Origin of the sequence: Mobilibacterium timonense (assembly GCF_900155555.1) — a bacterium.
Taxonomy (GTDB): Bacteria; Bacillota; Clostridia; order Peptostreptococcales; family Anaerovoracaceae; genus Allobaileyella; species Allobaileyella timonense.
Genome location: NZ_FUHN01000007.1, coordinates 14,058 through 29,573, shown reverse-complemented (window position 1 = coordinate 29,573; position 15,516 = coordinate 14,058). Strand labels below are relative to the sequence as shown.

Below are 15,516 nucleotides of genomic sequence, written 5' to 3'. Positions count from 1 at the left end.
GTTGTTTACTTCTCGCCCCGGCACTCTTATCTGAAAACACCAGAGCATTCAGTAAAATGATAACAGTTGGCAATTGTTTTTTCAATAGTGCAACGTGAGACTGCTTACAACAGGCCATTTCCCGGCGCACCGCCGCAAAAAAAACGCCGCGGCGAACCGCGGCAGCTTTTTCTGTCTTTTTCTTAGAAATACTTGCTCATACGCCTCAGCTTGGACTGCTCCATGTGATACTCCATGGCCTCTCTTCCGGCGGCAACGTTGTGTGTCTCGAAGGCGTCAAAGATGGCCATGTGCTCCTTCAGGATCGTCCTGAGGTAGTCATCCGAAAAAGTCTTTGGCGGCGCCGAGTGCTTCAGGTATGTCTGGTATGTGGCCAGGGTCTTGTAGAGCATCCTGTCCTTGGTCCCTCTGTAGATCAGGTTGTGGAACTCCGAGTTCAGGTTCAGCACCTGCTTGACGTCGTTCTTCTTGGTGGTGTAGAACTCCATCATCTCCACCTTTTCCTTCAGCTTGTCCACTTCCTTCTCATCCATGCGCTCGATGGCCCACTGGACGGCCTGCACCTCGAAGATCCTCCTCAGGTCGAACAGGTCGGAAATATCCCTCCTGCTCAGACCTATGACAAAGGCCCCTCTGTTCGGGACGTTCTCGATAAGTCCGTCGGACTCCAGCTGGCGAAAAGCCTCTCTCACCGGAGTCCTGCTCACATTGTACTGCTTGCAGATGGTCTGCTCCGTCAGCTTCTCTCCGGGTTTTACCTTACCGGAAAGGATGTCCTTCTGTATCTGTATAAACAGGCTGCCGGACAACGGTCTGTCGTCGCTTGATTTTGTAGGCATCATAACTCCCCCCAGTCAATAAATTGTATGCAAAATAATCAGCATAACTGTTGTATACAATTATAGAATCGAGATCATTTTTGTCAATACCGTGGTATAAATAAGGGAAAAAACTACCGCGGGCACACGAACGGCCCGCCAGAACAGTGAGGAAAAAATGTCATCAAAGCTGATCACAAAAAAAGAAGCGCCCGAGGTCCTGGACCTCTTGCTGGAGGCGTATCCCGAAGCGGGGTGTGCGCTCCACTACGATACCGTATTTCATCTTCTGGAGGCGGTGATGCTGTCGGCACAGACCACCGATGTCAGCGTCAACAAGATCTCTCCGGAGCTGTTCAGCCGCTATCCGGGGCCTGAGGACATGGCCGGCGCCAGCCAGGCAGACGTGGAGGATATCATCCGTTCGATCGGATTATATAAGAACAAGGCAAAAAATCTCATCGCCATGTCCAGGACCCTTGTAAAAGATTTTGACGGTGAAGTGCCGGGGGATCTCGACTCTCTGATGAAACTTCCGGGGGTCGGCAGGAAGACCGCCAACGTGGTGCTGGCCGAAGGTTTCGGGGAGCAGCGCATAGCCGTGGACACTCACGTGTTCAGAGTTTCCAACAGGCTCGGTCTGGCTGACGAAAAGGACGTGCTTTCCACCGAGAAAAGGCTCATGCGGGTACTGCCTGAGGACCGGTGGACCCAGGCCCACCACCTCCTCATCTTCCACGGGAGGCGGTGCTGTAAAGCAAGAAAGCCCGAGTGCAGCAGCTGTCCCGTGCTGGAACACTGCCGCCATCCTCAGGCTTAGTTCATCCGTATCCTTATCATGCCGCTGTTTTGGCGGCTTTTTTTGTTTCTTACTTTATCACGCTGATGTTGTGGTCGATCCAGGAACAGATATCCTCCGTGACCTCGTCTCTGCAGTGATCGTGGAGGATGTCGTGAAGGCCGTTCCTGTAGAACTTAACCGCCACCTGGCTGGATCCGTTGCTGTTCATCAGTTTGGCTATCTCTCTTGTGGCTCTGGTGTACCCTCCTGCTTCATCCATGCTTCCGGACATCAGGTAGATCGGGATGTCTTTCATTTCCCCTCTCTTGATGGTCTTCACCAGTTCCCTGTTTCCTTCGAGTATCTCCTTGTAGGCAGATGCGGCAAGAGGGAAGCCGCAGTCCGGGTCGTCTATGTATTTCTTGATCTCCTCGTCGTCCGACGTGAGCCAATAATACTGGTTCTCCGGATCAGAGCCAGGCATCCTGGCGTGATCCGTCATCATGTTGTGCACCGCCATCGAAACGCTGGTGTATCCGTTCATGAGGATGTGGTTCGTGGCCGCGGTGGATATTGCCGGGGCCAGCGTCGGGCTGGCCAGCTGCCCTATTCCCATGAGCAGGCTCTCGCTCCCATATCTGGCGCAGTGCAGCTCCGCCAGAGCCGCCCCGAGGCCAACGCCGATCAGGACCTTCGGGCAGCGCCCGGAGCGCTTTTCCCCGAACCGGAAAAGGCTCTCTATATCATCCACCAGGCAATCATAGCCACCGGACTCTTCGGAAAAAGCTCCCTTGTGTCCCTGCTGGCTGATCCCGTGTCCCACCAGGTCGTTGGCGTATACGGAATATCCATGTTGATTCAGGGCCTTCGCCAGCTCCAGATACCTTCCGGAATGCTCGCTCATGCCGTGGACGATCTGGACCACGCCCCTGGGATCATCAGCCTTCAGCTCCACGGAGTACACCTGTCCCTCTCCGTTGGCCGCTCTCCTGTAAAATTCCTTGATATCAGACATATCTCTCACCTTCTCTGTCCACGCAGCCCCTGGAGCCGCAGATGATAACTGACTAATACACGAACCCCCTGTCAGGCTCCGAATACTCCTGAAGCCTCTTTTCATACGCCGCGAACGCCGCTTCCTCGCAGGCGAGGGAAACTTCTTTTTCTCCCATCTCCTGAAGGAGGTATTTCGTGAACAGCGGGTTCAGCACGAGCAGAGGACCTATTATGTATGTGGCCATGAAGTTCCTGTAGCGGATGCCCTCTCCAGAGCCCTCAGGCTCGAAGCCGCGGCCTCTGACGATGGAAAAGAGCGGCTTCAGCTCTTCGTCGCGGAACGACTGGGTGAACTGGCTGTTGAAGCCCACGATGTCGATGGCCTCCTGCGTCCCCTGTGCCTGGAACATTCCGTGGAAAAGGGAGTTGAACCTGTGAAGCATCCTCCTCTCCGTGTGGAAGCCGAATATCCCGAGGCCTCTGGTCACCGGATCTCTGCCGCCGAGCAGCTCCGGGTCCCTGTCCTCGATCTCCTTACCGAAGATCTCGAGGGCGTTTCCCGTGATCAGGAAACGCTGCCCGTTCTCTATCGACTGTATTATCTCTTCCTTATGAGGCTCGAGCCTTTCTATCACCAGCTCCTGAGCTCTTTCTGTCATGGTGCCCATGTACACCAGGTCGATATCGTCTCTTGTGAGAAAGGCCGGCTCTTGGTTCAGGCCGGTCTCGATCACCTGACACCCCGTGGACCTCTGGAGGTACATCACGTTGCCCAGCTCCCCGTAGAGGTCGGCAACTTCAGGATACAAAGATTCTACGATCATTATCTCCCGTCCTCCTTTCCTGTTCCGTCATTTCCTTCACAGGCCTTGATGTGATCTATGACCTGTCTCCTGGTCTTCATGCCAAGATCAAAGGAATCCGTGCCGTAAAGAATGTAGATATTGTCGTTCGGAAAGAGCTTCAGCTTATCTATGCCCTCCTCCGGCTTCTCCACGTATGTGATCACGCTTTCGTCCACTCCAGCCAGCAGCATCCTGAATTTCAGATCGAGGCCCCTGTCTCCATAGACCACGATCTGCTTGATCCTGTCGTCAGCCAGGAATTCAAAATCCGCATCGTACATCCAGCAGACATTCTCTGACCAGTGATGCGTATCCCCGATGCAGCTGTTGTACATGAGGATCTCCTTGTCTCCATCTATCTGGTGGATGCGCTCGAAGACCCTGGAGGCCGCATATGCGTTCTTCTCCTTGCAAAGGAAGTTGATGACGGTCTTGTCCCCCACCTGTTCCGTTCCAAGCCTGGACTTCGTGATCCCCACTCCGTCCATGGCTTTCCGGATCTCCTCCAGGCTGTAGCCCATCACGTGGAAGAGGGATATCTCAGCCACCTGGTTGTAGATATTGAAAACGCTCGCATTCATCACAGGGAATTCCAGCGAGTCCACTGCCTCGCCGGCGCCAGGACCATCTGACGTCGTGGCTCCCTGTGAGTGCACGCCCTGGTAAAGCGTATACCTGAATTTCATATTCTCCAGATCTACGGACGACGCTCCGCCGTCGTATTCAGGTGCGGTGTACCCGCAGTCCGGGCAGTACGCCCGACCGATGTTTGAATACCTTATGTACTCGTACTTCAGCTTTCCGCTGCAGCGCGGGCATATCTGAAGGTCGCTGATGAGGTTCGGCACCTCGGTCCTGTCTCCTTCCATCCGTGAGATCCCGTAAAAAAATCTCTGGTTATCCGGGGAGACCGAGGATGCGATGAGATCGTCCGCGTTGAGGATGACCTTTGTGGACTTCGGGATATATGTCGTCAGGAAATCCCTTATGTACTCAGGGTGTCCGTTCCTCATTATCGAGTCCCTGGACAGGTTCATCACCAGCAGGTAGTCCGGGGCGAAATAGGGAAAGAGGTTCTTTGCGGAACGCTCGTCTATCTCCAGGACCGCGGTGTCGTAGCGGCATTTCCCGGAAAGCCCCACGCCGCTTATGAAGGCGGTCGAGATACCCGTGGCGATGTTCGATCCTGTGCTGTTGCACAGAGCGTTCACTCCCATGTTGGCCAGCATGTCCCTGGCCATATTGGTGGCCGTGGTCTTGCCGTTGGTACCGGTGACCCCGACGATCCTCTCCGGCTTCTGGATGTACTTCAAAAAATCCGGGCACAGCCTGAGAGCTACTACTCCCGGGAAGTTCGTCCCGTTGTGCCTGGTTATCTTCAGCGCCACCACCGAGAGCTTTGCCGCCCACAGCGCGAAATAAAATCTGATCCTGCCCATCGTCTGAAAAAATTCCCCTCTACGCCGAAATAGGTGAAAACAGCGTTTTCACCTATTTCTCTAATCGTTCGTATTATTGGGTCGATTATATCCTATTCGACGTTGAATTTCAATTCGCCGTTCTCATCGCCGATCCTGATGCGGCAGCCGCTGCTGACGTCTCCGGCGATGATCATCCGTGCGATCTCGTTCTCTATGTGCTTCTGGACGTAGCGCTTTACAGGACGGGCGCCGTATACGGAATCGTACGCCTCATCCGCGATGAGGGACGCGGCGCTGTCCGTGAGCACGACCTCTATATCCTTTTCCTTGAGCCTGTCGGACAGATCTCTTACTGTCATCCTCACGATTTCCTTGATCTGGCTCTTGTTCAGGGACTGGAACACGATTATGTCGTCCACCCTGTTCAGGAACTCAGGCCTGAAGAACGAGGTCAGCTGATCTCTCTGAAGGTTGGACGTCATGATTATGATGGTGTTCTTGAAGTCCACCACACGGCCCTTGTTGTCCGTAAGACGTCCATCGTCCAGCAGCTGGAGCAGCAGGTTGAACACGTCCGGATGGGCCTTTTCTATCTCGTCCAGGAGCACAACGCTGTAAGGCTTCCTGCGGACAGCCTCTGTGAGCTGACCGCCCTCCTCGTATCCTACGTATCCCGGAGGCGCTCCGACAAGACGGGAAACTGAATGCTTTTCCATGTACTCGGACATGTCTATCCTTATCAGGTTCTTCTCCGTGTCGAACAGGGTCTCGCAGAGAGCCTTCGCCAGTTCCGTCTTTCCGACGCCGGTAGGGCCCAGGAAAATGAAGGAACCTATCGGTCGGTTCTCGTTCTTGAGCCCAGCGCGCGCACGGAGTATGGCCTCGGTCACGGCTTCGATGCCCTCGTCCTGGCCTACTACCCTCTTGTGGAGTATCTTAGGCAGGTTCAGCAGCTTCTCACGCTCTGTCTCCGCCAGCTTCTCCACAGGAATGCCGGTCCACTGAGAGATGACGGCCTGGACCTCGTCCTCGTCTACCTCTTCCTTGAGGAGCCTGTTGCCTCCCTCCTGGTTCAGCCTGTTCTTGGCGTCCTCCAGCTCTTTCTCGGCCTTAGGCAGGTCGCCGTACTTCAGCTTCGCCAGCTTCTCCAGGTCGTAGGCCCTCTCGGCCTCCTCGATCTGGTGGTTCAGATCCTCGATTTCCTGCTTCTTGCTCTTGAGGGAGGTGATGTCCTTCTTCTCGCTCTCCCACTTTGCCTTCATGGCGGCGTCCTGGTCCTTCAGGTCCGCCAGCTCGCTCTCGATGGCCTGGAGACGCTCCTTACTGGCCTTGTCCGTCTCCTTTGTCAGGGCCTGGCGCTCTATCTGGAGCTGCATTATCTTTCTCTCAATGTTGTCCAGCTCCGAAGGCATGCTGTCGATCTCCGTCCTGATCCTGGCGGCCGCCTCATCCATGAGGTCTATGGCCTTATCAGGCAGGAACCTGTCGCTTATGTACCTGTTGGAAAGAGTTGCGCAGGCTATCAGGGCGTTGTCCGTGATCCTCACGCCGTGATGTATCTCGAACTTTTCCTTGAGGCCTCTCAGAATCGATATGGTGTCCTCGACACTTGGTTCGTCCACCATCACCTTCTGGAAACGGCGCTCCAGGGCGGCATCCTTCTCGATGTACTTTCTGTATTCGTCAAGGGTGGTGGCACCGATGCAGTGGAGCTCGCCTCTCGCCAGCTTAGGCTTCAGCAGGTTCCCTGCGTCCATGGAGCCCTCGGTCCTTCCTGCTCCGACTATGTTGTGGATCTCATCGATGAAGAGGATGATGTTACCGTCAGATTTATCGATCTCGTTCAGGACGGCCTTGAGCCTTTCCTCGAACTCTCCTCTGTACTTCGCTCCGGCGATCAGGGAACCCATGTCCAGCGAGAATATCGTCTTGTCCTTCAGAGTCTCCGGAACATCTCCCTTCACGATCCTCTGGGCCAGGCCCTCCACTACGGCGGTCTTACCAACGCCAGGCTCACCTATGAGCACAGGGTTGTTCTTGGTACGCCTGGACAGGATCTCGATGGTCCTCCTTATCTCGTTGTCTCTTCCGATGACAGGATCCAGCTTTCCCTCTCTCGCCGCCTGTACCAGGTCAGTGCCGTATTTGTTCAGGGCGTCGTAGCTGTCCTCAGGATTCTGGTTGGTCACCCTCTGATTGCCCCTTACCATGGTGAGCGCCTTCATGAACTCGTCTTTGCTGATCCCGTATTTTCTGAGTATCTTGTCCGTCTCCGGATCGCCGCAGCCCATGATGGCGATGTAGGCGTGCTCAACGCTCACGTACTCGTCCTTGAACTGCCCTGCTATCTTCTCGGCGTCCAGGAATACCTTGTTCAGCTTTCCGGACATGTAGACCTGTCCGTCTCCTCCGCTGACCTTCGGAAGCCCGTCCACCGACTGGGCTACATCTTTCCTCATCCCGTCCACGTCCACGTTCATGGCGTAGAGCAGCTTAGGTATCAAGCCCTCTCTGTCGTTCAGTATTGCCAGATGGAGATGGGCCACCTCCAATGTCTGCTGACCGTTTTCGATGGCCAGGTTCTGTGCGTCCATGACCGCGGTCTGCATCTTCTGAGTATACTTTTCTATATTCATGATCTCCCTCCTTAAAATGGGATTTTTTTGTCTCGTCTTTTTTGTCTATCTGATTCGACAATGATAATTTAGCACTCTCTTGTGTAGAGTGCTAACAGTTTGTGTGATGATTGTGTGAAGACGAAATAGGTCGCACCTGAGGCTATCGATATTATCTTTTGGAAAGAAGGGATATATTGTGTGAAAATTATCAAGGAATGATTGCATTTGACTGCCGATCTGCGTATGTCCGGAAATTTCAGACTCTGCGCAGGTCCGGTCAGATTTTTTGTTCCGTATCGTGGTTTTTGAAAGGAGATGTAAGAAGATGATCAGTACATTCAATGCAAAGGTTTCCCGTCTGTCCGAAGGTCTGCAGGTGGAAGCTCAGTCCAGAGGTTTCAAAGTCATCATGGACGAGCCCGTCGAAGGCGGCGGAACAGACAAGGGAATGAATCCGGTGGAGCTGCTCCTCAGCGCATACGGCGGATGCCTGACGATCCTGGCCGCCATGATGGCTCCCGGATACGAGGTCGATCTGGGCGACTGCTATGCGGAGCTAGAAGGCGATCTGGACCTGGACGAAGGAAGCGAGTACAACGGATTCCAGGAGATCCGCGTCACATTCCACGTGAAGAGCAGCTCTCCTAAGGAGAACGTGAAGAACCTGATCCAGGGCGTAGAGGCCGGATGCCCGATCGGCAACACGCTGAGAGGAAAGGTCAACATTAAGTTCAACGACATCGTGTTCGAGTGATCCGCCGGACACTGCGTGGGTTTAAAAAAAAGGGCCGCTGCATCTCATTTTTCGAAATGCGACGGCCCTTTTGCATGTCGATGGAAACGTTTCCCACCGACACACTTTTTTCAGTTAGAGACACTCGGCGAGTGAAGCGCTATCAGATGATTATCCCGTACAGCAGTGCCCTGTAGATCACGGACACCAGCGGAGAGATGATCCAGTTGACTGCCCCTACAATCAGAAGGATGATCAGTATGATGTTCCCCTTGGAGTAGAAATCGTAGTACCACTTGTACTGTCTCAGGTCAAAGATCTCCGTTATTATCCCGAATCCGTCCAGCGGAGGCAGCGGGATGATGTTGAAGGCCAGAAGTGTGATGTTGATCAGTATCGCCTGGATGATGATCGTCATTATGATCCCCGGCAATGTGGTGGTGTCCATCTGGCTGTATCCTGAATACTTCAGATAAAAATGTGCTGCATAAGAAAGGACTACGGCTACCAGCAGGTTCATGGCGACTCCCGCCACGGACACCAGCAGTTCATCCCTCCTCGGATGCTTGTAATATCTGTTGTCTATCTGAACGGGGATACCCCATCCGAATCCGCAGAACACCAGTGCCAGAAACCCGAACGGATCGAAGTGCGCCGCGGGATTTATGGTCACTCTGCCCTGGCTCCTCGGCGTAGGATCACCAAGCTTATCAGAAGTCCAGGCGTGGGCGAACTCGTGAAATGAGAGCCCGATCACGATGCCCGGCAGTGACAGCAGCATATTCAGAAAATAAGTCTTCGGGTCGCTCAGCCCCCCGTTCATAAAATTCGTTATCAACAGGAGCAGGAGAAGTATCCAGACTCCGGTATTCCTGTTTTTATTCAATAGATACCGGCCTCCCTACCGGTGCGGGCTGTGCCCGCGGACTGTCTTCTGACAGCTGTTCCTTAAACGAGCCTCCCGTCGAGGCTGAAAGTCTTTGCAGATGTGATCTCCACATCCACCATCCTGCCTGTGACGTCGCGGCCTCCTTGAAAATTCACCAGCTTGAAATCATCGGTCCTTCCGGCCCACGCTCCGTCGTTTTTCGTGCTTCTGCCCTCGCAGAGGACTTCATACGTCTTTCCAACGTAGGTCTGATTTTTCCTGAGAGCGCCTGCGTTGATATGCTCGTTGAGCTCGATCAGTCTGGCGTGCTTCACGTCCTCGGGCACCTGGTCCGGGAACATGGCGGCCGGAGTGCCTTCCCTCTTGGAATAAATGAAGGTGAAGGCTGAATCGTATCCTACCTGATCCACCAGGCTGAGAGTGTCCCGGAAGTCCTCTTCGGTCTCTCCGGGGAAACCTACGATGATGTCGGTGCTTATCGCGATGTCCGGGCAGACCCTGCGGAGATCCTTCACCACCCCGAGATACCGCTCCCTGTCGTAGTGGCGGTTCATCCTTTTCAGGATCCTGTCGCTCCCTGACTGAACAGGCAGGTGTATCTGCTTGCACAGCTTGTCGCAGTCCCTGTAGCAGGCTATGAGCTCAGGCGAGATGTCCTTCGGGTGGGACGTCATGAAGCGGATCCTCCGGATACCGGGAATGTCGTTTATCTCCCTTATGAGATCTGCGAAGCTCCCTCCGTTTGGATCCCTGAAGGAGTTCACGTTCTGCCCTAGGAGCATCACCTCAACGACACCGTCGTCTGCCAGGGCCCTGGCCTCCTTCACCACATCCTCGATGGTCCTGCTCTTCTCCCGACCTCTGGTATACGGAACGATGCAGTAGGTGCAGAAGTTGTTGCAGCCGTATGTGATGTTAATGAGGGCCTTGAACTTATACAGTCTCTTGGCACCCTGTTCCTCAGGTATCTCCTGGCTGTTGTCGACGATGGAGAACTGCTTTTTCCCCGTCTCTATTCGCTTTCTCAGGAGCTCTGGAAAGTCGCCGATGGTCTGTGTACCGAAAACGATGTCGGTCCAGGCGAAATGCTCACGGATCTCCCTGATGATCCTCGGCTGCTGTGGCATGCACCCGCAGACGCACATGATAAAATCCGGATCCTCTTCTTTTCTCTTTTTGAACTGGCCAAGCATGCCGAAAAACCTCTTGTCGGCATGCTCTCTGACGCTGCAGGTGTTCATCACCACGACGTCCGCAACATCTGGTGAATCCGCCTCTGCGTAACCCGCAGCCTCCAGCATTCCTCCGATGTTCTCGGAGTCGTGCTCGTTCATCTGGCATCCAAAAGTTATGATCTTATAAGTTTTTTCTGATCCCCTCATCTATATCCGTTCGTCTTTCTTGTCTCTTCCCATCAGGAGCTCCAGTGCCCTGTCAGGGGCGATTTCTCCTCTGATGACCTTGTTCACCGCCTGAGTTATAGGCATCTCCACTCCTGCCTTCTCTGCCAGCTTACAGGCGGCATCGACAGTATAGAATCCCTCTACTGTTCCTATCTGCTTCACGGCATCGTCAGGCTTAACGCCCTGACCTATCATGATGCCGCATCTCCTGTTCCTGGAGAGCTGGGAATCACAGGTGACCATGAGATCACCGATGCCGGACAGGCCCGAGAATGTCTCTCCTTTGGCTCCCAGTTTGACTCCCAGTCTGGTCATCTCGTGAATGCCCCTCGTCATGATGGCGGACCTGGCGTTGTCTCCGAAGCCCATGCCATCCGAGATACCGGTTCCTATGGCGATGACGTTCTTGAGAGCTCCTCCGAGTTCCACACCGAGAACGTCGTCACTCGTGTAAACTCTGAATTTTTCTGACATGAAGATGTCCTGTACCGTCTTTGCCGCAGCTTCATCCTTGGAAGCGACCACGACCGTTGCCGGTTTGTTCTTCCCGATCTCCTCCGCGTGAGATGGTCCGCTGAGGACCACGTAACGGCTGTCAGGCATGATCTCCTCTGCGATCTGAGACATCGTCATGTTCGTCTGCGTCTCGATGCCCTTCGCCAGGTTGACGACGATGGAATCTCCTGAAATGTGTCTTGCCACTCTCTCTGCTACCTGTCTGAAGTTCTGTGCAGGCACCGCAAATACCACCAGATCCTTGCCGTGGACGGCAGTCTTGAGGTTGTGAGTGAACCTCAGGCTGCTGGAAAGGATTATCTCAGGCAGGTACTTGCTGTTCACCCTGGTCTCTCTCATCTGGTTCAGATATTCCTTGTCTCTTCCCCACATGGTGACCGTGTGGCCGTTCTGAGCCAGGAGGTTGGCCAGCGCCGTACCGAAGCTGCCGTTTCCGATGAATGCGATCTTGCGCCTCTCGCTCACAGGCTTTTTCTTTTTCTTCTGTCCTTTATAGTAGTCGACAGGAACGATCCTGGACTCGGCGGCCTTCTTTGCCTCGGCCTCTCTCCTTGCTTCCTCCACCAGCTGGTCGAATTCTGCAAAATCTCCGTCGTTCACATCGGATGCATCCGGATGGTCATCGGTAGCGACCGATACAGGTACCGGACGCTCTGAGGCGTTTTCGTCCTCAATGCTCCCGGACGCATCTGCGGTAATATGATCTCCATCCGCTGCAGCGAGAGTCTCTTTTCTTGGAACATATCCCGGATGCTTCGGCATACCGTAATAGATGGCCGTAGCGTCTGATGGCCTAGGGGCTGACTCTCCCCTGGCTATCATGGCAACGGTGCCCTTCACCGGCCCGTCGATCTGGGAAAGTCCTTTCGCGACCGTCTCGGAAAGCCCGTATGTCACAGGCTTTTCGTCATTCTTTTCGTACTTGTTCTCTTCCCTGCCACCGTTTCCTGAGCCGGCCTCGGCCTCTCTGAATATCCACTGCAGATCTCTGTCGCTCTCGATGTCCGCAGCCTCGTCATCTGGCTCCAGGTGGACGTCCGGATCCATCTGGATGACCTCGGTCTCATCCTCGCCATCCTCTGATCTCACCACTCTGTGGAACAGGCCCTTCAGGCCGCCCCTCTTGTGCTTTTCCTCGGTAGCTTCCTCATCGGCTGCTTCCGCTTCAGGCTCTTCTTCAGGTGCGGCTTGTGCGTCGTCCGCAGTCTCTTCCTGTACCTGGATGTCGGACGTGCCTTCTTCACGGGTCTCAGGATCCGACTCTTCCTCTGCCTCTATCTCCTCGATGCTCTTCTGGACAGCCATGGCAAGCTCGTTGACAACGTCCTCGGCCTCCTGGTCGTCTTCGTCTTCCTGAGCATCGTCATCTTCTTCGTTCTCTTCTATATCTTCTGCCTCTTCTTCAGCAAGCGCCTCTGAAGCCGGAACCTCTTCTGATGTCTGAGCATCTTCTGTATCCTCGGCAGCACCGGACTCTTCGCCGGTCTCCCCTGACTCTTCCTTCGTCTCCTCAGCGTCATCTGAAGCCGGAACGCTCCCGGTCCCTTCAGCCCCTGCGGTGCTCTCAGTCTTTTCTGCACCGTCAGGCTCGTCGGCATCGCCTGCGTCGAGAACAGCGGTCTCATTTTTCTTGTCGACGGTCTCATCCTTCTTATCGTCGGTCTCATCGTCCGAGGTAGTCACATCACCCACTGACATGGACTTTTCCTCTCCACGGTACAGGCGCTGCAAGTTGGTCCTGTGGTTGAACAGTACAAAGAGCGCCGCGATGATCGACACCGGGAAAAAGACAGGGTAGTAGAAAAGCACCAGCAGCGGGTATGCCAGGCAGGCCGCCACGGAGCCTATCGACATCTTCTTAGATGTTCCGGCTCCCAGAGCAGCCACCAGCAGCACTGCGAAAGCACTCGGCCAGTTGATCGCCCAGGCCGCTCCAAGCGATGTAGCCACGCCCTTGCCTCCCTTGAAGTGGAAGACCACCGGGTACACGTGACCCACCAGGACCGCGAGGAAGCACAACTGCCCTCCGATCAGGTCGTCCACCTTCAGGCCCAGCCTTACTGCTATGTATCCCTTGAGTATGTCTATGACCAGCGTTATCGCCGCCGGGCCCCAGCCCAGAGTCCTGAGCACGTTTGTGGTGCCGGCATTGCCGCTTCCAACCTTTTTGATATCAACGCCGTAAAACCTTCCAACAAGTGTGGCCGGCGATATGTTGCCGAGAAAATACGCGGCTGCCACGCATAACACAAGCTTGACGTAAAGATTCATTTAGTCCTCAGCTCCTCTTCTTTCATTCCAGACAAATTTCAGCGAAGTCCCCTCAAATCCGTATGCATCTCTGATCCTGTTCTCCAGATATCTGGAATATGAGAAATGCATCAGATCCCTGGAGTTGATCGTGAATGAAAACAGCGGCGGCTCAGTGCCCACCTGGGTCCCGTAAAAGATCTTGAGCCTCTTGCCCTTGTCCGATGGCGGCTGTCTCATCATAACAGCATCCTCGATGATGCTGTTCAGCTTGCTGGTAGGTATCCTCATCTTGCGGTTTTCAGCGATCTCACTTGCCTTGTCGATCACCGAGAACACCCTCTTGTTCTGAAGTACCGATATGAACAGCACGGGAGCATAGGAGGCGAACAGGAGCTGGCTCCTGATCTCCCTCTCGTAGTCCCTCATGGTATTGGTCTCCTTTTCCACAAGATCCCACTTGTTTACCACCACCATCAGGCCCTTGCCAGCCTCATGGGCGATCCCGGCTATCTTCTTGTCCTGCTCCGTGAGTCCCTCTGCTCCGTCTATCATCAGTATGCAGACATCACAGCGCTCCACGGCGGCCACCGCTCTGACCACAGAATACTTTTCTATATTCTCCTTGATGCGGCTGTTTCTTCTCAGCCCTGCTGTGTCAATGAGTATATACTCCCTGTCCTTGTAAGTAAAAGGGGTATCGATGGAATCTCTGGTGGTACCCGCGATCGGCGAAACGATCACGCGGTTTTCTCCCGTGAGCTTGTTCACCAGAGATGATTTCCCGACATTTGGCTTTCCTATCACCGCGATCTTGACTGCATCGTCGTAGCCGTCGTACAGGTCGTCCGGGAACCCCTCGACGATCTCGTCCAGCAGGTCTCCGATGTTCAGCATATTGGCGGAACTGATCGGTATCGGTTCTCCCAGTCCAAGCTCGTAAAAATCATACAGTGTGTCCGCAGCCTGCGACATCTTGTCTATCTTGTTCACCACGAGGATGACAGGCTTACCGGTCCTCCTCAGGATCGATGCCACCTCTGTGTCCGCAGAGGTCAGTCCTTCTTTTCCATCCACCATGAAGATGACCTGATCCGCCATCTCCATGGCCATCACGGCCTGATCTCTCATCTGCGACAGTATCGGATCATCCGTTCTCGGCTCGATCCCGCCGGTGTCTATGATACCGAATTCCTTACCGTTCCACTGGGATTCACCGTAGATCCTGTCCCTTGTGACTCCCGGAACATCCTCAACGATAGCACGGCGTTCTCCTACCAGCCTGTTGAAAAATGTGGATTTGCCCACGTTCGGTCTGCCCACGATGGCCAGTATTGGCTTACTCATCAAAAATTCCTCCTGCAAATTCCTGAGGGTCGAACTCCTTAAGATCGTCCATACCCTCGCCAACGCCTACGAACTTGATAGGCAGGTCGTATTCGTCAGCGATGGTGATGGATATGCCTCCTCTGGCCGTTCCGTCCATCTTTGTCAGTACGATCCCTGTTATGTCTGCTATCTCGGAAAATTCCTTCGCCTGACTCACGGCGTTTTTGCCCGTAGTGGCGTCAAGCACGAGGAGCGTCTCTCTCGCCGCCTCCGGAAATTCCTTGTCTATGACTCTGTTCATCTTGGCCAGCTCCTTCATGAGGTTGCCCTTGTTCTGGAGCCTTCCCGCTGTGTCGCAGATCAGCACGTCGATATCATTGGCCTTTGCCGACTGGATACCGTCGTAGATCACGGCGCTCGGATCTGTGCCCTCCTGGTGCCTTATCACCCTCACGCCGACGCGGTCGCCCCAGATCTCCAGCTGCTCGGCCGCAGCGGCCCTGAAGGTGTCTGCCGCCGCGAGAAGGACGGACCTGCCTTCGTTTTTACACATGTTGGCGATCTTTCCGATGGACGTGGTCTTTCCTCCTCCGTTGATCCCTATCATGAGGACCACGAGAGGATTTTCACGGCTGAACCTGTTCCGGTCTCCCTTGTCCACGATCTCCGCCACGATGTTCTCCAGCACGCCCGTTATCTTCTTGGGGTCTGTTATGTACCTGGCGTTGACCTCCTCCTTCAGCCTCTCCATTATGTGCTCTGCGGTGTCCACACCTATATCCGAAATGATGAGGGACTCCTCCAGCTCATCGTAAAACTCGTCATCGATGTTCGGATTTCCCACGATGACGTTGGTTATGTGTTCAGTGAGCTTCTTGAAGGTGCCCTTCTGACTGAATAAACCCATACGTAACTCC

The 15,516-nt window shown here is 54.4% G+C and carries 12 protein-coding genes; 2 read left to right on the top strand and 10 right to left on the bottom strand.

Translation table 11 applies throughout. From position 1 onward, the window contains the following. Positions 1 to 182: 182 nt before the first annotated feature. Entirely contained in the window at positions 183 to 839 is a 657-nt protein-coding gene (locus tag BQ7382_RS03095) for a GntR family transcriptional regulator (protein ID WP_159437213.1), read from the bottom strand. 157 nt (positions 840 to 996) lie between these two features. On the opposite strand from BQ7382_RS03095, the gene nth reads away from it, so the two are divergent. After that, on the top strand, positions 997 to 1,638 hold the full coding sequence (gene nth / locus BQ7382_RS03090; RefSeq protein WP_077390689.1) for an endonuclease III: 642 nt from the start codon (positions 997 to 999) through the stop codon (positions 1,636 to 1,638). Positions 1,639 to 1,687: 49 nt separating this feature from the next. Here the strand turns inward: nth and BQ7382_RS03085 are convergent, their stop codons facing one another. From BQ7382_RS03085 to clpB, 4 genes are all read right to left on the bottom strand, one after another. After that, on the bottom strand, positions 1,688 to 2,614 hold the full coding sequence (locus BQ7382_RS03085) for a serine aminopeptidase domain-containing protein (RefSeq protein ID WP_159437212.1): 927 nt from the start codon (positions 2,612 to 2,614) through the stop codon (positions 1,688 to 1,690). Between the two features lie 52 nt (positions 2,615 to 2,666). Beyond that, positions 2,667 to 3,419, bottom strand: a complete 753-nt coding sequence (locus tag BQ7382_RS03080) for a hypothetical protein (protein ID WP_077390687.1) — start codon at positions 3,417 to 3,419, stop codon at positions 2,667 to 2,669. Then, entirely contained in the window at positions 3,419 to 4,879 is a 1,461-nt protein-coding gene (locus BQ7382_RS03075; RefSeq protein WP_077390686.1) for a Mur ligase family protein, read from the bottom strand. Before BQ7382_RS03075 ends, BQ7382_RS03080 begins: the two co-directional genes overlap by 1 nt. A gap of 92 nt (positions 4,880 to 4,971) precedes the next feature. Beyond that, a complete protein-coding gene (clpB, locus tag BQ7382_RS03070; RefSeq protein WP_077390685.1) occupies positions 4,972 to 7,497 on the bottom strand; it encodes an ATP-dependent chaperone ClpB in 2,526 nt (841 codons plus the stop codon). Positions 7,498 to 7,804: 307 nt separating this feature from the next. Between clpB and BQ7382_RS03065 the strand changes: the two genes are divergently transcribed. Then, positions 7,805 to 8,233 (top strand): OsmC family protein, encoded by a 429-nt coding sequence (locus BQ7382_RS03065; protein ID WP_077390684.1) that lies wholly within the window; start codon positions 7,805 to 7,807, stop codon positions 8,231 to 8,233. 142 nt (positions 8,234 to 8,375) lie between these two features. On the opposite strand, the gene BQ7382_RS03060 is transcribed toward BQ7382_RS03065, so the two are convergent. The 5 genes from BQ7382_RS03060 to ftsY form a co-directional block, all read right to left on the bottom strand. Next, positions 8,376 to 9,098, bottom strand: a complete 723-nt coding sequence (locus tag BQ7382_RS03060; protein ID WP_077390683.1) for a site-2 protease family protein — start codon at positions 9,096 to 9,098, stop codon at positions 8,376 to 8,378. A 62-nt stretch (positions 9,099 to 9,160) separates the two neighbouring features. Further along, positions 9,161 to 10,483, bottom strand: coding sequence for a tRNA (N6-isopentenyl adenosine(37)-C2)-methylthiotransferase MiaB (gene miaB / locus BQ7382_RS03055; RefSeq protein ID WP_077390682.1), 1,323 nt, complete (start codon positions 10,481 to 10,483; stop codon positions 9,161 to 9,163). Then, positions 10,484 to 13,291: a glycerol-3-phosphate acyltransferase gene (locus BQ7382_RS03050; RefSeq protein WP_077390681.1), complete on the bottom strand. Its 2,808-nt coding sequence runs from the start codon at positions 13,289 to 13,291 to the stop codon at positions 10,484 to 10,486. Further along, a complete protein-coding gene (gene der, locus BQ7382_RS03045; RefSeq protein WP_077390680.1) occupies positions 13,292 to 14,617 on the bottom strand; it encodes a ribosome biogenesis GTPase Der in 1,326 nt (441 codons plus the stop codon). Next, entirely contained in the window at positions 14,610 to 15,506 is an 897-nt protein-coding gene (gene ftsY, locus BQ7382_RS03040; RefSeq protein ID WP_077390679.1) for a signal recognition particle-docking protein FtsY, read from the bottom strand. The genes der and ftsY overlap by 8 nt, the downstream gene beginning before the upstream one ends. Between the last annotated feature and the right edge of the window lie 10 nt (positions 15,507 to 15,516).